Source organism: Ruegeria sp. CG1, from assembly GCF_056537265.1.
Genome location: NZ_JBQFRF010000005.1, coordinates 226473 through 242830 on the forward strand (window position 1 = coordinate 226473; position 16358 = coordinate 242830).

Sequence of the window (16358 nt, forward strand, 5' to 3'; positions counted from 1 at the left end):
GGTCAGTTGGTCTTGCGGCTAGGAACAAACGGCAACGGTGCGACCGGCACGCCGTCTTCAATCAGCGATTGCGCCTCTTCGGGCTTGGCCTCACCATAGATCGCGCGCTCGGGCGCATCCCCCAGATGGATTTTGCGGGCTTCTTTGGCGAAATCCTTGCCCACATAGTCCGAGTTTTCCTCGACCTTTCGACGCAGTTCGCTAAGGACCTCAGCGATCTCGGGCGAAGGTGTTGCCATGCTGATCTCATCCGCAGAAGGCTGCGCTGGTGCAACCTCGGTCACCGCCTTGCGCGCAGGCCGGACACGCGGTGTCATCACCGCCTTTTCCACCTTGTCGCAGCCGCATACCGCGCAGGTTACCAACCCGGCCGCTGACAGTTTGTCAAAGGCGGCTGCGGATTGAAACCAACTGTCAAAGCTGTGGTCATTGCTGCATTTCAATGCGTATTGAATCATATCACATCCAAAATCCGGTTGGCGAATAGATACCGACCAACATGGCAATATCAAGTCTTGATCTTGTCGCGCTACTGCCGGTGCAGCCCGAATCCACCCAAAAGCGCGGCGAGATCAGGCGACGCCACTTTCGATGACGCCTTTTTGGGCGAAACCCATTTGCGCCTGCGCTCACCCGCTTCGGGAAAATGCGCCTCGGATCGCTGCACATGCAGCGGAAACACATCAACCAGACACAGCGCCGATGACTTGCCAGGCCGGTTCTTGATATAGGCAAACCGACCAAGGCTTTCGCTTCCGCACTGCCCCAAAACACCAGCCTCTTCCCAGGCCTCGCGGGCGGCTGTTTCAGACGGGGTCAGCCCGTTGATCAACCACCCCTTCGGGATGATCCAGCGCCGCGCCCTGCGCGTTGTGATCAACAAAATCTCGGGCAGGCCGTCATTGGTTCGATAGCAAAGCGCAGCGGATTGAGAATAAACAGGCAGCGCCCCGGAAAGGGAGAGGTTTTCTGCCGAAAGCCCGGCAATCGCACCATTACTGCGCCCGTCAAACACGGTTCATATCCACTGCTCGCTCCGCTTATGTTGCGGTTTATAAAGTGATATTTATCATATCCGGCAGAGTCTGCCAAGCTTTACGGGAAAGCCCCCTTGTTCAGAGCCATCCGCCCCGACAAACGCCGCACCAGCTCGTCATGAGGGATGTCGGCATCAATCGCCAATCGACGCAGCCCAAAATGCACATGCGCGATCTGCTGGTAGTAGCGGGTATAGACAAAATTTGTACCGCCCCCAGCAAGCGCCCCAAGCAACGGTACAGACTGCGCCGCCAGCTTCTGGCCCAGCACTACGGACAGGCGCGGCGCCACCATCGCAATGAGGCGTTGCATGGTCGGTCCGGTCAGGGTCATGCGCATTGAGAAAAAGCCCAGATCAGCCCCGTCATCCTCGGCCAAAGGACCTGCGGCTGACAACACTCGGATCGAGTCGAATTTCACGTTCTCGGCGGTCGGATCAAATCCTTCCCGCATCGCTGCGCCTTGGATCGCGCGCAGCATCATGGCGGTTGTCGCGGGCAGCTCGACAAGTGCTGTGGACACTCCACCCAGACCTCCGGCTGCGCCCATGGCAGTAGTCAAGGCTGTGTTGACCCATGGTTTCTGGTCCGGCACGGCACGCCGAGAGCCTTCGGCCGCATGCATGGCAAGCCAAAGCGCCTGTTCGGTTGCTTCGGTCAGACCTTCTCGCACCGGCTTAGGTAACTGATCCAACAAGGATTCCGCCGAACCACCAAGCTTGTTCAGCAGATTCACTCCTGCGCCACCTGCCGCACCGTACAGCTGCGCAAGCCGATCAAGCTCGGCCTCAGGATCGAGTTTTTCGACAAGAACCACGTCCTGCATCTGTGCCCTCCTGTCCTGAAAACATCGGGACTTTGCAGCGGGTTTTCAATGGGTCAACGGGTCCAGCGACTAACAAGCCCCTGAATTTCGGACCAAACTCCGGGGGTCAGTTCCAAACCCAGTATGCGATCAGGGTTGGTGGGCGGGGGCATTTCGACACCCGTCAGCGGGGTGAACCCGAACCGGGCATAATAGGGCGCATCGCCCACAAGCATGACGCGATCCCACCCTTTGGCGCGCCCGGCCTCTACCCCCTGATGGATCAGATATCCGCCCAACCCTTCGCCTTGATGGGTCGGGTGGACCGCCACTGGACCTAGCAGCAGCGCGTCATGTTCACCCACATGCACGGGCCAAAACCGGATTGCACCAGCCAGAATGCCCTGCCCATCGCGCGCGACCTGCGACAGGCCAGCGACAGGCGGCACGTCATCGCGCAGACGATAAGACGACAACGCCTCGCGCCCCGGAGCAAAGCACAGGTCATAGAGCGCTTCGACCTCCCACCAGTCTTCCGGCTCTTCCGGCCTGATCTTGAATTGCTGCACGCGCGCCCTCTTATCCTTGCTGGAAATCGCCCTAGCACTTCGATAGGCCTTGGGCAAACGCTTGGAGTCCATATGTTCTATCGCCCCGAAGACGGCCACGGCCTGCCGCACAACCCCTTCAACGCCATCATAACCCCACGCCCGATCGGCTGGATTTCGACGCGCGATGCTGACGGGATCAACAACCTGGCCCCGTATTCCTTCTTCAATGGTGTCGCTTATACACCGCCTCAGGTGATGTTCGCCTCAACCGGCTCCAAACACGATCAGGATGGCGGCAAGGACAGCATCGCCAATATCGAGGCCACGAAGGTATTCTGCGTCAACGTGGTGGCCCATGCGCATCGCGACGCAATGAATGCCAGCTCAGAGGGTTTGGAAAAGCACGTCGACGAGTTCACTCATGCTGGGCTAACACCAGTTGAATGCGAAACCATCAATTGCTCTCGGGTCGAGGGAGCGCCCGCAGCGCTGGAATGCAAACTTACCCAGATCGTAACTCTGCCGGGTGAGTCCAATCGGGTGGTGTTCGGAGAGGTCACTGGTGTGCACCTGCACGATGACCACATCCGTGACGGCAAATTTGACGTGACCTCATTCAACCCGCTCGCGCGGTTGGGTTATCGGGACTATTCTGTGGTGACAGAATTGTTCAGCCTTTCACGCCCGGATGACTAATGCCACTGCCTGATCCTACACGCAGATATCCGATTGTTCTGCCCGACGGCTCTAGCCACAACGGAACAGTGTTTCTGTCTCAGGTCATCGATCATCCCCGCTTTGAGGCAGGAGCTTACACTTATGCTTCGGATTTCGATGCACCGAAGGACTGGGCGCAGCGGCTTGCACCGTATCTGTTTCCCTTTTCAGAAGAAAAGCTGATGCTGGGCAAGTTCTGCCAAATCGCTCATGGAGTAAGGTTTATCACTGCCTCCGCAAATCACGCGACCGATGGCTTGACCTGCTTTCCATTTCCAATCTTCGATCCGGATCGCATGTCAGGCTACCAGCCTGATACACGTGATACCGTTATCGGGCACGATGTCTGGATCGGTTACGGAGCTTTGATTTTACCCGGAGCGCAGATCGGAAATGGCGCGATTGTTGGCGCAGGCTCGGTCGTGCGGGGTCAGGTTCCAGCCTATGCAGTCGTTACCGGAAATCCGGCAAAAGTCCGGCGCTATCGTTTTGATCGCGATGTGATTGAAAGGCTGCAAGACTTGCGATGGTGGGATTGGCCCGCAGAAACAATCACTCGGGCCGAAGATGCCTTGCTTTCAGGCAATATCGATGCGTTGGAGCGCATTGCTTCTGAAATATAAGGAGGCCAATCCGGCCGCCCTTTCGCGTATTCAGTGCCCGCCCAGAATACCGGTGCGGACCGAATAATCCACAGCCAGTTCGTAATCCGGGTCATCATCGCTGTCGACCATCAGATGGCCGGCCTTGTTCAGCAGTGTATGACAGTCACGGCTCAGGTGCCGCAGCATGACGCGTTTGCCAGCCGCTTCGTATTTGGCGGCGATGTTTTCGATAGCCTGCAGCGCGGATTGGTCCACCACACGGCTGGCTGCAAAGTCGATGATGACGGTCTCGGGGTCGTTTCTTACGTCGAACAGCTCCACGAAGCCCTCGGACGAGCCAAAGAACAGCGGGCCCTGAATTTCATAGACCTTCGCCCCTTCTTCCGTTTCCGAGTCGCGCGTAACCGCGTGGATGCGTTTGGCGTTATTCCATGCATAAGCCAGGGCAGAGACAATCACACCTACCACAACAGCCACCGCAAGGTCTTCCATCACGGTGACGACTGTCACCAGTACGATCACGAACGCATCCATCAAAGGCACCTTCCGCATGATCTTCAGCGAATTCCAGGCGAAGGTTCCGATCACCACCATGAACATCACACCGACAAGTGCGGCCAGTGGAATCTGCTCGATCAGAGGCGAACCCACCAGGATGAAGAGCAACAGAAATAGCGCTGCAGCGATACCTGCGATACGCGTGCGCCCGCCTGACTTCACGTTGATCATCGACTGACCGATCATCGCACAACCGCCCATACCACCAAAGAAACCGGTGACTACGTTCGCTGTGCCCTGCGCGATACATTCCTGCGAAGCACCACCGCGCTTGCCGGTGATCTCACCCACAAGGTTTAGCGTCAGCAGGGATTCAATCAGACCGATTGCGGCAAGGATCAGGGCATAGGGCAGGATGATTTCAAAGGTCTCCCAGTTCAGCGGCACCATAGGTATATGGAAGCTGGGCAGGCCGCCTTCGATCGAAGCCAGATCACCGACACGCGGGACGTCCAGCCCAATGCCAATGACCAAAGCAGCGACAACAAAAATCCCGGCCAGAGGCGCTGGGATGACGCGGGTGATGCGGGGCATGATCCAGATCACAGCCATGGTCAGAGCAACCAGACCCAGCATTGTGTAGAGCTGTAGGCCTGAGAGCCACTCGCCACCGCCCATGCCGTGGCCGGTGTTTTCCATGGTGCCAGGCACTTTGAATTGCCCCAGCTGCGCCAGAAAGATCACAATCGCCAAGCCGTTCACAAAGCCCAGCATCACCGGATGCGGCACAAGTCGGATGAACCGGCCCCAATGCATCGCACCTGCGATGATCTGCATAATCCCCATCAGCACCACCGTTGCGAACAGGTATTCGACCCCGTGTTGTGCGACCAGTGCGACCATTACAACCGCAAGCGCCCCGGTCGCGCCCGAGATCATGCCGGGGCGACCACCGATCAACGCAGTGATCAGACCGACCAGAAACGCCGCGTAAAGCCCGACCAGAGGGTGCACCCCGGCGACAAAGGCAAAGGCCACGGCTTCGGGGACCAGCGCCAAGGCGACGGTGAGACCGGACAGCAACTCGATCCGCAGGCGGGAAAAGGTCAATCCCTCATCCGGGACCCAGCGCAAATCGGGTTTGGCTATACGATTGGCAAAGCTTGCCAGCATGGCTCGGGGCATGGATCGGTCCTGTTGGTCGGTTTTGTTCGCGCGAAAGGGGCCTTCTAGCGGTCAAACCGGTCTTGAGATACCGCGCCAGGCGGGACCCTGATATGCGCCGTGCGCATAGCTTGACCCAAGCGCACACAAACCGTTGAACCCACTTGTCAAATGAAGCTGTGGCCCGCAGAACTCACACAGCAGGAATTTTCAATGGAGAGCACTCGTGACCCAAACAAAAATCGCCGTCATTGGAGGATCGGGCATTTATGACATCGATGGTCTAGAGAATGCCGAGTGGGTCACAGTAGAAACGCGATGGGGCGATCCGTCGGATCAGATCCTGACCGGGTCGCTGGATGGGGTCGAAATGGCCTTCTTGCCGCGTCACGGTCGCGGACATGTGCACTCGCCGACCGAGGTGCCCTATCGCGCCAATATCGACGCGTTGAAACGGCTTGGCGTAACGGATGTGATCTCGGTCTCGGCCTGCGGGTCGTTCCGCGAACATATGGCGCCGGGTGATTTCGTGATCGTGGATCAGTTCATCGATCGAACATTTGCCCGTGAAAAGAGCTTTTTCGGGACTGGCTGCGTCGCCCATGTCAGTGTTGCGCATCCGACCTGCCCGCGCCTGTCGGACGCTTGTGAGACTGCTGGCAAGACGGCTGGCATCACCATCCACCGAGGTGGAACCTATCTGGCGATGGAAGGACCGCAATTCTCGTCATTGGCGGAATCCAAATTATATCGCGAACAATGGGGGTGCGACGTGATCGGCATGACCAACATGCCCGAAGCGAAACTCGCCCGCGAGGCCGAGCTTTGTTATGCCTCAATTGCCATGGTCACCGACTATGACAGCTGGCACCCTGATCACGGTGAAGTCGACGTGGCCGCCATCATCGCCACGCTGACCGGTAATGCGGAAAAAGGCCGGGCATTGGTCAAAGGTCTGCCCGCTATGCTGGGGACCGACCGTGCGCCCTGCCCGCATGGCTGCGACCGGGCGCTGGAGTATGCCATCCTGACCGCGCCTGAAAAGCGCGATCCGGAATTGTTGGCCAAGCTGGATGCTGTGGCTGGGCGGGTGTTATAAACTCAGTACTGCGACAGTTTCTTTTGCACCTCGTCCCATAGGCCACGCGACCACAAATCGTTGTGGGTGCCGTCGGGGATCACGTAAATCTGCGCGGTATCGGACATCTCGGCCAGAGCTTTTCCGTGATGCAGTGGAATAGTTTCATCCTCGGTGCCGTGAAAAATCAACGTCGGCACCGAGATCTGTTCGATAAGATCACGTGTGGCGAACTGATCCCTCATCAAGGCTGAGACCGGCAGGAAAGGATAGCGTTCCGCCGCGACATCAACGGTTGCAGTGAACGGGGCCTCAAGCACCAGAAGTTCTGCATCGGGACGCTCGGCAGCAACAGCGGCGGCAATGCCGGTGCCGAGGCTCTGACCGTGCAGCACCACAGCTTTGCCCTGACCCGCCAGCCTGTCATAGAGCTGAACTCCATCAGAGATCAGCGCCAGTTCCGAGGGCTCGCCTTCGCTGCCCGGAAAGCCGCGATAGCTGGGGGCAAGCAGCCCGTAGCCCGAGTTTAGGATTTCGCGCAGCCGTTCAGCACGGTCCCCCAGATTGCCGCTTTGGCCGTGGAAGAATAGGACGGTCGGTGCATCCGGGATTGCAGCGGGTGCTGCCCAGACCGTCAGGGCAGTACCATCAGCCATTGTCAGCGATAGCGCATCAACATCCGCCAACCCCACCGAAGCCGGATCCGGTAACGTACCTTCGGGTTTGTACAGCAGAGATTGCTGGTTGAAAAACATGTATCCGAGGACGCCCGCATACAAGATCGCCGCGGCCAACAGCAGTCCTACCAAGATGCTTTTGAGGCGCTCGACACCGGATCTGGCGCGGCCGGTATCGGCCTCAGCGTGTTGGGTTTGAACCATGGCTCCCTCCTTTGGGTCGCATTGCGAGAGTGGGGTACATTGGAGGCGTTTCAAGATGCATAAGCCAAGCTTCATCCAATCTTAAACCTGTTGCGGCAATCCCAGATCGCATTGCACGCCTGAATTCCCTGCCCCATGTCCTCGGTATTTAGGCGACCCCGGCTTCGCAAATCCGAACGCCAACCCGTTGGAGTCGGTGTTTCACCACGAGAATGCGCCCGCAAAGCCTTGACCAATACGTCGCGCCAAGGCTTGGTGTGGGAAACACTTTAATAGGATACTCCATGTCCATTGAAATCTGGCTGGCCTTTGTGGCCGCTTCGACCGCGCTGCTACTGATCCCAGGCCCGACCGTGTTGCTGGTGCTTAGCTATGCGCTGTCGAAAGGACGCAGTGTGGCGGTTGCCTCGGCCACTGGGGTCGCATTGGGGGATTTGGTGGCGATGACCGCGTCGCTGCTGGGGCTGGGGGCGCTGGTGCTGGCCTCTGCCACACTGTTTACCGTGCTGAAATGGGTTGGGGCAGCCTATCTGGTCTGGCTGGGTGTCAAACTCCTGCGCAGCGCGCCGTCGGGCGGGCTGCAAGCAATTGAAACCGAACGTGACGTGACCGCCCGCAGTGTTTTTGGCCATGCCGCTGCAGTCACCGCGCTGAACCCGAAGTCCATTGCCTTCTTCATCGCTTTCGTACCGCAATTCTTGCGTCCAGCCGAGCCTTTGGGTCCGCAATTCGCGATCCTGATCGCAACATTTGTGGGTCTCGCGGGGTTGAACGCGCTGGCCTACGCGCTGCTGGCGGACAAGCTGCGCCGGATGATCGGACGCGCGAATGTCATCACGACCATGACCCGGTTCGGAGGGTTGACCCTGATCGGAATGGGCATCGCCACAGCGGTTCTGCGCCGCCCGGCGTGATTTCAGTTTTCAGCGTTTTCCTTCATGAACCCCCGGATAAACCGGCGGATTTCGCGGGCGGCAGAGGTGTCCAGATCCCTGCACAGCTCGACGAATGCATCGCGCTCATCCTTGTCGAGGCGCAAAACCAACTGACTGTTTTTCTTGGTAGATTTCTTTCCATCTTTCTTGGTCACACGTCCAGTCCCCGTCCTGCCCTTGATTCTAAGTGCGATGCATTGTATATACATAGAATATAAAATGTAGATATCGCGCACATAACAGCAAAAGTGAGATTAAAGCAATGAACCTTCATGTCGCGCAAGCCATTCTTCTTCGGGATCAACGCAACTGGCGCAAGCCGCACTTGTCCTGGCTTCCGAACGCGCTGTATCGCTACTACGGTCTGCCTAACGCCATGCGCGGCCGCAGCAAGTAGCCGCAGGGGCCAGAGTTTTCTTGCATGACCGCACCTTATGGGCGAAATACCCCGCGCGTGTTTGATGCCAAAGGGGTGGCCCATGTCCAGAAACAAAACGGTCAAGGATTACATTCGGACCATCGTCGATTTCCCGCATGAGGGGATCATGTTCCGCGATGTCACCACCCTGTTTGCCGACCCGCGTGGGTTCCGCATGGCAATCGACCAGATGTTGCACCCTTACGCCGGTGAGCGAATCGACAAGGTTGTGGGCCTTGAGGCGCGCGGCTTTATTCTGGGCGGTGCGATTGCCCACCAGCTGAGCGTTGGATTCGTGCCGATCCGCAAAAAGGGCAAACTGCCCGGCACCACGATCAGCCAAGACTACAAGCTGGAATATGGCGAGGCGATCGTCGAAATTCACGATGACGCCATCCAACCGGGTGAGAAGATCCTGGTCGTTGATGATCTTCTGGCTACCGGAGGCACCGCCGCCGCGGGGATCAAGCTGATCGAACGGCTGGGCGGCGAGATCATCTCATGCGCGTTCATCATCGATCTGCCCGAATTGGGTGGTCGCAAAGCGCTGGAAGATTTGGGCATGGACGTGCACGTTCTGTGCGAGTTCGAAGGGCTCTGATCTCCACAAACTTCACAAACTCGTGACTGGAAATCGCGTGCGCCGCAGGCTTAGCGCGATTGGGGTTACATTCAAGAAACAGTTGCCTCTGGATTCTGTGATCTTGTCGCGACCTGACTGCGTACCCCGAATGATGCCACCTAAGGCATTCTCAACAAGGGAAATCATGTCATGTTGCGCAAATTCGCTGTTGCTGGAGTTGCCAGTCTTCTGTTGACCACCTCTGCTTTGGCAGATGGGCACGCCAAGGATATCGTTGATACTGCGGTGGGCGCGGGCAGTTTTGAAACGCTCGTCGCTGCCGTTCAGGCCGCCGAACTGGTTGAAACGCTGAAAGGCGAAGGGCCGTTCACCGTTTTCGCCCCAACGGATGAGGCTTTTGCAGCGCTGCCCGAGGGCACGGTCGAAAATCTGCTGAAGCCCGAAAACAAGGACCAGTTGGTCGCAGTGCTGACCTATCACGTTGTCCCGGGCAAAGTGATGTCGGGTGATCTGTCCGATGACATGACCGCCGCCACCGTGCAGGGCGGAGATATCACCATCGATCTCGACAATGGCGTCATGGTGAATGATGCTAACGTTGTGCAAGCCGATATCGAAGCCGAGAACGGCGTGATCCATGTGATCGACAAGGTCATTCTGCCCGCTTCGTAAAGAACCGCAGCGCCCCGGTATACGTCCGGGGCGCGGCTATTGGGCCAGAACCGCCCCGGGGTTCATAATCCCCTGAGGATCAAGCGCTGTTTTGATCGCCCTCATGGCCTGCAACTTGACCGGATCGCCATAGCGTTCCAGATCATCTGTCTTGAGCCGACCGACACCGTGTTCGGCGCTGACCGATCCACCAAATTCATGAACCAGATCATGTACCGCGCGTTTGACCGCGCCCCGCTGTGCGACAAACTCCGCCTTATCCTGCCCGGCGGGTGGAAACACGTTATAGTGCAGATTACCGTCGCCCAGATGTCCAAAGCAGTTCACGCGAAACGGCCCCTGCCCGGCCACCACATCCGCGCCGCGCCGAATGAACTCTGGAATGCGGGAAATCGGGACCGAGATATCATGGCTGGAAACTGATCCGATCAGCCGGTTGGCCTCGGGGATGCGCTCGCGCACGGCCCAGAGATCTGACCGCTGTGCTTCGCTCTGCGCGATGACCGCATCGCGGACCAGATCGCGCTCATCAGCGGCGACATAAATCGCCTCAAGCATGTCCGAAGGGTCTTGGCCGACCGACAAGCCCAGCTCGATCAACACACTCCATTCTGGTGTTGCCGCAAAGGGTTGCCGCACGTCGGGCAAAACCTCGGTCAGGAATTTGAGTCCCTGCCCATGGATCAACTCAAACGTACTGACCGCTTCCCCCACTTGATCCCGCGCCACTGACAACAGATCAATGGCAGCCTCGGGTGAGGAGACCTGAAACATTGCGGTTCCAACGCCCCTGGGTCGCGGGAACAGCTTCAACGCCGCCGCCGTAATTATGCCAAGTGTCCCTTCGGACCCGATCATCAGGTTACGCAGGTCATAACCGGTGTTGTCCTTACGCAACCGGCTAAGCCCATGCCAGATCTCACCACTGGGCAATACCACCTCAAGCCCCAGGCACAGATCGCGCGCATTGCCATAGCGCAGCACATTCACGCCACCCGCATTGGTGGCCAGATTGCCGCCAATCCGGCAAGAACCCTGCGCAGCCAGCGACAGGGGAAATAGACGGTCCGCGTCTTCAGCGGCAGTCTGGACGTCGGCCAGAATGGCACCGGCCTCGGCCACAAGTATGTTCTCGGTGGGGTAAGTCGCCCGTATCGCCGTCATCCGTTCCAGGGAAACGATCAAAGGGACAGGACCATCCGGAACAACCTGCCCTCCTACCAGACCGGTGCCGCCGCCATAAGGGACAACAGGCACCCGAGCGTCTGCGGCCAATTGCACCAAAGCCGACACATCTTCCACGGTGCGCGGCAATGCAAGCAAACCGGGCTGCCCGACGAACCGCTGACGCGGCTCTTCAAGGTAACGATCTGCAATCTGGCGCAAGACGTCAGCACCCAATCGGGCTCTGATTGCTTCGGCAAGGCGGCTGTCTGCAGGGTTCAGTTTCATGGCTCTTCCCTGCCAAAGGCCACGGGCCGCGACAAGCCCTATTCCAGCTCAATCAGGTACTGAGGCTCCAGCACCACAACCGTCGGCCTGTCGGGCAGCGTGCGCAACGAGACGACAATCTCGGACACCCCATCCCGTTCAACCGGGAATTCATCCCGAATATCCACCAAAAACCGCTCAAGCGAAAAGTCCGAGAACCAATGCATCGGGATAATGACCGAGCTTTTGAGGCGTTTCAGAACCTGAACCATCTCGGGCAAGGGCATCGTGGTGCCTCCGTCCACCGCCGCCATGACCACATCCAGCCGACCCAGTGCAGCGAATTGTTCATCCGACGGAATGTGATGCAGATGCCCCAGATGGCCGATGCACAACCCTTCGACCTCGAACACAAAGATCGAGTTTCCGCGATCTTCAATACCGCCATAGGCCGAACGGATATCGGTCGACACATTGCGAATCAGCATCTCACCCAGATCAAGATGGTGCTTGATGCCTTCGCCGAACTCGCCCCAGCCCGGCAAGACATACGGGATGGCCGGATCGGGATGGGCAGTCCAGTGGGTGCTGTGCGCATGGTTCATTGTGACCACGTCAGGAATTAGCGCAGCGCCGCCGATAAAACCGGTGAAATCGGTCACCGCGTTCAGCCCGCCCTGTGTCTGGATCAGAAACGATGCATGCGCGACATAGCTGATACGAACCGAAAACTCGGGCACGGGATCCTGCCACGCCGCTTTGTGAAGATATTCAATCCCCGGTGCCGCATCTGCGATGGCGATACAGTGACTAGGCCGCCGCTCCTGCGCCACAGCCCCGCCTGCAATCATCATCAGTCCCGCAACAAACCGCCACATAGCGCAAGTGTAGCGCAATGGGCGAACAAGTCATGCCCTTGTTGATCTGGCCACGGATATCTCCATGATAGGAGGCTTGCCATGCCTGGCGGCAGAGCCCTCTAGCCTGCCTCAGTCTTGCCCCGACGATCGGACCTTAAGCTGGCATACAGAACATGTGTTCGCCAGCGCCCATTGATCTGCAGATAAGACTGCGCCACGCCTTCGTATTTGAAGCCTGAGCTTTCCAGCAGACCGCGAGAGGCCTTGTTCTCAGGCAAACACGCGGCCTCGATCCGGCTTAAATCCAGACGGGTGAAGGCGTGATGAACAACGGCGCCAATTGCTTCGCGCATGAACCCCTGACGCGCAAAGGCCTGCCCGGTCCAATAGCCCAAGGTGCCAGCCTGCGCCGGACCACGGCGAACATTGTCCAACGTGATCGCCCCCAGCAGAATATTGTCTGTGCGACGAAACAGGAACAGAGGTATCGCCGTTCCACTCGCGACTGAGCGCTGGGCCCAATAGACCCGGTTGGTAAACGACTTGCGGCTCAGATGGTCCTTGGCCCAAACCGGCTCCCACGGCACCAGATAGTCCTTTGAAGCACGCCGCAAGGCGGTCCAGTCGTTGAAGTCGGAATGCATGGGCGGGCGCAGCGTCAAGCGCTCGGTTTCGAGTTTTAGCTTGCGTCTGCCTAACAGCATCACGCCGCACGCCTCTCCTGCAGATCCACCAGCGTCGGTGCGCCCGAGACCGGCCCATATAGCGCCAGCGCTGCAGGGGCTTTGACTGCCATGTCTTCGGCAAAAGCACGCACGTCCTCGGTGCTGACCGCATCGATCTTGGCCACGGTGTCCTCAAGCGAGGGCACACGTCCCCAGATCTGCACCAGCCGCGCCAGCCGTTCGGCCCGGTTCGACGGGCTTTCCAGCCCCATCAGCATCCCGGCCTTCATCTGGGCCCGCGCGCGGGCAACCTCTTCTGCGCTCATGTCTTCGGCAGCGCGCTTCATCTCGTCGATGGTAATCGTCGCCAATTCGCCCACCTGATCGGCCGAGGTGCCTGCGTAAATCGTTGTCGTACCGGTATCCGCATAAGCACCGGTCTGAGCAAAGATCGTATAGCAAAGCCCGCGCGTCTCGCGCACTTCCTGAAACAGGCGCGAGGACATGCCTCCACCCAGAGCGGTCGAGTAAATCTGGGCCGTATAGATCGCATCATCGCGATAGCCCGGACTTTCCAGCGCCAGCGCGAAATGCGCCTGCTCCAGTTCTTTCTCCTGCCGCGCCTCACCACCAGTGAACCGCGCAGCGTCGGGGATCAGACCCTTGCGCGGCTGCAGGTGGCCGAACATCTCTTCGGCCAGTTTCATCAGCGCATCGTGGTCCACAGCTCCAGCTGCAGACAGGATCATCTGTTCCGGCCCATAGTGCTCAGCCACAAAACCCGACAAGTCCTCACGGGAAAACGCACTGACGCGCTCGGTCGGGCCCAGAATGGTGCGGCCAAGGGGCTGGTCGTGATAGCTCTGCTCTTGCAGCCAGTCAAAGATCACATCGTCAGGTGTGTCATAGGCCTGACCGATTTCCTGCAGGATCACGCCGCGCTCGACCTCGATCTCGCGCGGGTCGAACACCGGGTTCAGGACGATGTCGCCGATGACATCCATGGCCAGCGCCACATCGTCCTTCAATACGCGTGCATAATAGGCCGTAACTTCGCGCGAGGTATAGGCGTTGATGTACCCGCCCACATCCTCGATCGCTTCGGCAATTTGCAGCGCAGAACGCCGCTGGGTTCCCTTGAACGCCATATGCTCAAGGAAATGCGCGATACCGTTCTGCTCGATCCGCTCGTGCCGCCCACCGGCGGTTACCCAGATGCCGATGGCCGCAGATTGCAGCCCCGGCATATGTTCACTGACGACACGAAATCCGTTCTTCAGTTGGTCCTGTCTGACTGTCACTCAGCAATATGCCTTCTGATATGATCCTCAAGGGCACCCAGATCGTTCGCAACGCGGGTCACCCGTTCCGGACGTTCATACAGATCAGACATGCGGGATGGAAGAGGCGGATGTTCGCCGCTTGCCTTCTCGACGGCTGCCGGGAACTTCGCGGGATGCGCGGTTGCGAGCGTGATCATGGGCACATCGGCAGCGCGGTGGTCTTCAGCCACTTTGATCCCAACGGCGGTGTGCGGACAAACCAACTCGGCGCTGTGGACCATCGTGCGCCTTATCGTCTCAAGCGTCTCGTCCTCAGAAACGCGGCCCGAGTCAAAGCTTTCTCGCAGAGCCTCCATCGCGCCTTGGCTGACATTGAAACCTCCGCTCTTGAGTTCGTCCATCAATTGAGCGACTGCGCCGCCATCTTCGCCATAGGCGTAGTACAGTGCGCGCTCAAAGTTCGAGCTAACCTGAATATCCATTGAAGGGCTGATTGAGGGGATTGTATCGCCCTTGAAATATCCCTCGCCCGAGAGACAGCGATGCAGAATATCGTTCTGGTTCGTCGCCACCACCAGACGATCGATGGGCAGCCCCATGCGTTTGGCCAGATAGCCTGCGAAGATATCGCCGAAATTCCCTGTCGGCACGGTGAAGCTGACCTTGCGATGTGGCGCGCCGAGGCTGACGGCGGCGGAGAAATAGTAAACGATCTGTGCCAACACGCGGGCGAAGTTGATCGAATTGACGCCTGCAAGTTTCACACCGTCGCGGAAATCAAAGTCGTTGAACATGTCTTTGAGCGCGGCCTGACAGTCATCGAAATCGCCGTCTACCGCCAAAGCGTGCACATTACTGTCTGCAGGCGTAGTCATCTGACGGCGCTGCACTTCTGAAACACGGCCATGTGGGAACAGGATGAACACATCCACCGCATCCAGCCCACGGAACGCTTCGATTGCGGCTGAACCGGTGTCACCGCTCGTCGCGCCGACAATGGTCACGCGATCTTCGCGCCGTTTGAGCGCGACCTGGAACAGCTGGCCGATTAGCTGCATGGCGAAGTCTTTGAAAGCCAGTGTGGGTCCGTGAAACAGCTCCAGTAGAAAATGGTTCTCGTTCAGCTGCTTCAAGGGCGCGCGGGCGTCATGGCCGAAGCCCTCATAAGCGCGCGCAATGATCTTTTTGAACTCATCATCGGAGAACGAGCCACTCACATAGGGCCACATCACGCGGAATGCGATTTCTTCGTAGGACAGGCCAGCCAACGCAGCAATTTCGTCCTGCGACATCACCGGAATTTCAGCGGGCAAGTACAGACCACCATCACGGGCCAGTCCGGTCAGCATCGCCTCTTCAAAGGTCAGTTCGGGCGCCTGCCCGCGGGTCGAGATGTATTTCATGTCGCGTCACTTTCGGAATTGGCACGGCTGCGCCACAGGAAGTATCCGGTCATTGCGGCCCAGACCAGAGCAAGACCAAACCAGATGATTGCATATTGCAAATGATCGTTGGGGATGCCCGCCGTATCCACCGGCATTGGCGTTACATTCGGATCGGTTTCCGAGCGGGCAATCAGCAACACAGGCTCAGCCCCCAGCACGGCAGCCAGATTGGGCACATCGCGGGCGAACCAGATGTTGCCGTCAATATCTGCGTCAGGCGTGTAGCCATCGACTTCATCGGGCCAGTGCAGGTTGCCGGTGATTTCCATCGGGCCAGTCAGTCGATCAGCCTGCTTGGCTGTGGTCGGCACAAAACCGCGATCCACCAGAATAGTCCGGTTGTCGGTGGCAAAGGACTGGATGATCCGATACCCCGGCCCCACCTGCTTGACCGAAACCAAAACGTGGATCTCGCCCGGTTCGATCTCGCCTGCGACCGTCACCGGAAGGTATTTGTCCACATCCTCGGAGACTTGCTCTGGCAAGGCGACAGGATCGGCAGCGATGCGGCTTTCGATCTCGGCCAGCACCTCCTGTTTCCAGGTCAGCCGCTGCAATTGCCAAATGCCCAGCGACAGCAGCAGGCCCAGACCGGCAAGACCGAAGATCAGCAGAAACAGAAAGCTGCGCATGGTGGGATCAGACCTTATTGCGGGAACCGGCGCCTTGTTAAGGGGCACGTGAACCGAAGTGCAACCATGTAATTGTATCGGGCGCAATCTTGCGCCCC

20 protein-coding genes are annotated in these 16358 nt (G+C 58.4%); 7 read left to right on the plus strand and 13 right to left on the minus strand.

The features are described 5' to 3' along the window. Window positions 1-2 precede the first annotated feature (2 nt). The 4 genes from ACR0AU_RS15955 to ACR0AU_RS15970 all read right to left on the minus strand — a co-directional run bounded on the left by ACR0AU_RS15955 (window position 3) and on the right by ACR0AU_RS15970 (window position 2411). Entirely contained in the window at window positions 3-458 is a 456-nt protein-coding gene (locus tag ACR0AU_RS15955) for a DUF1178 family protein (protein ID WP_170397281.1), read from the minus strand. Window positions 459-529: 71 nt separating this feature from the next. Continuing rightward, complete coding sequence (locus ACR0AU_RS15960; protein ID WP_170733249.1) at window positions 530-1015, minus strand: NUDIX hydrolase; 486 nt, start codon at window positions 1013-1015, stop codon at window positions 530-532. A gap of 80 nt (window positions 1016-1095) precedes the next feature. Continuing rightward, window positions 1096-1863, minus strand: a complete 768-nt coding sequence (locus tag ACR0AU_RS15965; protein WP_170404266.1) for an EcsC family protein — start codon at window positions 1861-1863, stop codon at window positions 1096-1098. Window positions 1864-1916: 53 nt separating this feature from the next. Beyond that, window positions 1917-2411 (minus strand): GNAT family N-acetyltransferase, encoded by a 495-nt coding sequence (locus ACR0AU_RS15970; protein WP_170397287.1) that lies wholly within the window; start codon window positions 2409-2411, stop codon window positions 1917-1919. Between the two features lie 72 nt (window positions 2412-2483). Here ACR0AU_RS15970 and ACR0AU_RS15975 point away from each other — a divergent pair, with 72 nt between their 5' ends. After that, on the plus strand, window positions 2484-3089 hold the full coding sequence (locus tag ACR0AU_RS15975; RefSeq protein ID WP_170511439.1) for a flavin reductase family protein: 606 nt from the start codon (window positions 2484-2486) through the stop codon (window positions 3087-3089). After that, window positions 3089-3733, plus strand: a complete 645-nt coding sequence (locus ACR0AU_RS15980; RefSeq protein ID WP_480795937.1) for a CatB-related O-acetyltransferase — start codon at window positions 3089-3091, stop codon at window positions 3731-3733. Before ACR0AU_RS15975 ends, ACR0AU_RS15980 begins: the two co-directional genes overlap by 1 nt. A 30-nt stretch (window positions 3734-3763) precedes the next feature. Here ACR0AU_RS15980 and ACR0AU_RS15985 read toward each other — a convergent pair whose 3' ends face one another. Further along, entirely contained in the window at window positions 3764-5398 is a 1635-nt protein-coding gene (locus ACR0AU_RS15985; RefSeq protein WP_170404268.1) for a SulP family inorganic anion transporter, read from the minus strand. A gap of 205 nt (window positions 5399-5603) precedes the next feature. On the opposite strand from ACR0AU_RS15985, the gene ACR0AU_RS15990 reads away from it, so the two are divergent. Then, window positions 5604-6476 carry an S-methyl-5'-thioadenosine phosphorylase gene (locus ACR0AU_RS15990; RefSeq protein ID WP_480795938.1) on the plus strand — a complete coding sequence of 291 codons (873 nt, stop codon included), beginning with the start codon at window positions 5604-5606 and terminating at the stop codon, window positions 6474-6476. 2 nt (window positions 6477-6478) lie between these two features. On the opposite strand, the gene ACR0AU_RS15995 is transcribed toward ACR0AU_RS15990, so the two are convergent. Next, complete coding sequence (locus ACR0AU_RS15995) at window positions 6479-7336, minus strand: alpha/beta hydrolase (protein ID WP_170733253.1); 858 nt, start codon at window positions 7334-7336, stop codon at window positions 6479-6481. Window positions 7337-7620: 284 nt separating this feature from the next. Between ACR0AU_RS15995 and ACR0AU_RS16000 the strand changes: the two genes are divergently transcribed. Next, window positions 7621-8250 carry a LysE family translocator gene (locus ACR0AU_RS16000; RefSeq protein WP_170397298.1) on the plus strand — a complete coding sequence of 210 codons (630 nt, stop codon included), beginning with the start codon at window positions 7621-7623 and terminating at the stop codon, window positions 8248-8250. Window positions 8251-8252: 2 nt separating this feature from the next. Here ACR0AU_RS16000 and ACR0AU_RS16005 read toward each other — a convergent pair whose 3' ends face one another. Next, window positions 8253-8426: a hypothetical protein gene (locus ACR0AU_RS16005; RefSeq protein ID WP_170397300.1), complete on the minus strand. Its 174-nt coding sequence runs from the start codon at window positions 8424-8426 to the stop codon at window positions 8253-8255. A gap of 107 nt (window positions 8427-8533) precedes the next feature. On the opposite strand from ACR0AU_RS16005, the gene ACR0AU_RS16010 reads away from it, so the two are divergent. The 3 genes from ACR0AU_RS16010 (at window position 8534) to ACR0AU_RS16020 (ending at window position 9944) form a co-directional block, all read left to right on the plus strand. Next, window positions 8534-8668 (plus strand): hypothetical protein, encoded by a 135-nt coding sequence (locus ACR0AU_RS16010; protein WP_255612018.1) that lies wholly within the window; start codon window positions 8534-8536, stop codon window positions 8666-8668. An 82-nt stretch (window positions 8669-8750) separates the two neighbouring features. Further along, window positions 8751-9290 (plus strand): adenine phosphoribosyltransferase, encoded by a 540-nt coding sequence (locus ACR0AU_RS16015; RefSeq protein ID WP_010441681.1) that lies wholly within the window; start codon window positions 8751-8753, stop codon window positions 9288-9290. Window positions 9291-9461: 171 nt separating this feature from the next. Further along, on the plus strand, window positions 9462-9944 hold the full coding sequence (locus ACR0AU_RS16020; protein ID WP_170424274.1) for a fasciclin domain-containing protein: 483 nt from the start codon (window positions 9462-9464) through the stop codon (window positions 9942-9944). A 36-nt stretch (window positions 9945-9980) separates the two neighbouring features. Here ACR0AU_RS16020 and ACR0AU_RS16025 read toward each other — a convergent pair whose 3' ends face one another. The 6 genes from ACR0AU_RS16025 to ACR0AU_RS16050 form a co-directional block, all read right to left on the minus strand. Further along, window positions 9981-11396, minus strand: coding sequence for an FAD-binding oxidoreductase (locus ACR0AU_RS16025; protein ID WP_480795939.1), 1416 nt, complete (start codon window positions 11394-11396; stop codon window positions 9981-9983). A gap of 38 nt (window positions 11397-11434) precedes the next feature. Further along, window positions 11435-12226: an MBL fold metallo-hydrolase gene (locus ACR0AU_RS16030; protein ID WP_480776495.1), complete on the minus strand. Its 792-nt coding sequence runs from the start codon at window positions 12224-12226 to the stop codon at window positions 11435-11437. Window positions 12227-12354: 128 nt separating this feature from the next. Then, window positions 12355-12939, minus strand: coding sequence for a GNAT family N-acetyltransferase (locus ACR0AU_RS16035; RefSeq protein WP_170397308.1), 585 nt, complete (start codon window positions 12937-12939; stop codon window positions 12355-12357). Further along, window positions 12939-14201 carry a M16 family metallopeptidase gene (locus tag ACR0AU_RS16040; protein WP_170397310.1) on the minus strand — a complete coding sequence of 421 codons (1263 nt, stop codon included), beginning with the start codon at window positions 14199-14201 and terminating at the stop codon, window positions 12939-12941. Before ACR0AU_RS16040 ends, ACR0AU_RS16035 begins: the two co-directional genes overlap by 1 nt. Then, a complete protein-coding gene (gene thrC, locus ACR0AU_RS16045; RefSeq protein WP_170397312.1) occupies window positions 14198-15586 on the minus strand; it encodes a threonine synthase in 1389 nt (462 codons plus the stop codon). The genes ACR0AU_RS16040 and thrC overlap by 4 nt, the downstream gene beginning before the upstream one ends. Continuing rightward, window positions 15583-16260: an SURF1 family protein gene (locus ACR0AU_RS16050; protein ID WP_170733259.1), complete on the minus strand. Its 678-nt coding sequence runs from the start codon at window positions 16258-16260 to the stop codon at window positions 15583-15585. Before ACR0AU_RS16050 ends, thrC begins: the two co-directional genes overlap by 4 nt. Between the last annotated feature and the right edge of the window lie 98 nt (window positions 16261-16358).

What these genes read in the sequence shown, in the direction of transcription:
- ACR0AU_RS16035 (WP_170397308.1), bottom strand. Translation starts at nt 12,939, where the DNA reads ATGCTGTTAGGCAGACGCAAGCTAAAACTCGAAACCGAGCGCTTGACG.
- ACR0AU_RS15955 (WP_170397281.1), bottom strand. Translation starts at nt 458, where the DNA reads ATGATTCAATACGCATTGAAATGCAGCAATGACCACAGCTTTGACAGT.
- ACR0AU_RS16010 (WP_255612018.1), top strand. Translation starts at nt 8,534, where the DNA reads ATGAACCTTCATGTCGCGCAAGCCATTCTTCTTCGGGATCAACGCAAC.
- ACR0AU_RS16050 (WP_170733259.1), bottom strand. Translation starts at nt 16,260, where the DNA reads ATGCGCAGCTTTCTGTTTCTGCTGATCTTCGGTCTTGCCGGTCTGGGC.
- ACR0AU_RS15975 (WP_170511439.1), top strand. Translation starts at nt 2,484, where the DNA reads ATGTTCTATCGCCCCGAAGACGGCCACGGCCTGCCGCACAACCCCTTC.
- ACR0AU_RS16025 (WP_480795939.1), bottom strand. Translation starts at nt 11,396, where the DNA reads ATGAAACTGAACCCTGCAGACAGCCGCCTTGCCGAAGCAATCAGAGCC.
- ACR0AU_RS16000 (WP_170397298.1), top strand. Translation starts at nt 7,621, where the DNA reads ATGTCCATTGAAATCTGGCTGGCCTTTGTGGCCGCTTCGACCGCGCTG.
- ACR0AU_RS16020 (WP_170424274.1), top strand. Translation starts at nt 9,462, where the DNA reads ATGTTGCGCAAATTCGCTGTTGCTGGAGTTGCCAGTCTTCTGTTGACC.
- ACR0AU_RS16015 (WP_010441681.1), top strand. Translation starts at nt 8,751, where the DNA reads ATGTCCAGAAACAAAACGGTCAAGGATTACATTCGGACCATCGTCGAT.
- ACR0AU_RS15995 (WP_170733253.1), bottom strand. Translation starts at nt 7,336, where the DNA reads ATGGTTCAAACCCAACACGCTGAGGCCGATACCGGCCGCGCCAGATCC.
- ACR0AU_RS16030 (WP_480776495.1), bottom strand. Translation starts at nt 12,226, where the DNA reads ATGATTGCAGGCGGGGCTGTGGCGCAGGAGCGGCGGCCTAGTCACTGT.
- thrC (WP_170397312.1), bottom strand. Translation starts at nt 15,586, where the DNA reads ATGAAATACATCTCGACCCGCGGGCAGGCGCCCGAACTGACCTTTGAA.
- ACR0AU_RS15985 (WP_170404268.1), bottom strand. Translation starts at nt 5,398, where the DNA reads ATGCCCCGAGCCATGCTGGCAAGCTTTGCCAATCGTATAGCCAAACCC.
- ACR0AU_RS15980 (WP_480795937.1), top strand. Translation starts at nt 3,089, where the DNA reads ATGCCACTGCCTGATCCTACACGCAGATATCCGATTGTTCTGCCCGAC.
- ACR0AU_RS15965 (WP_170404266.1), bottom strand. Translation starts at nt 1,863, where the DNA reads ATGCAGGACGTGGTTCTTGTCGAAAAACTCGATCCTGAGGCCGAGCTT.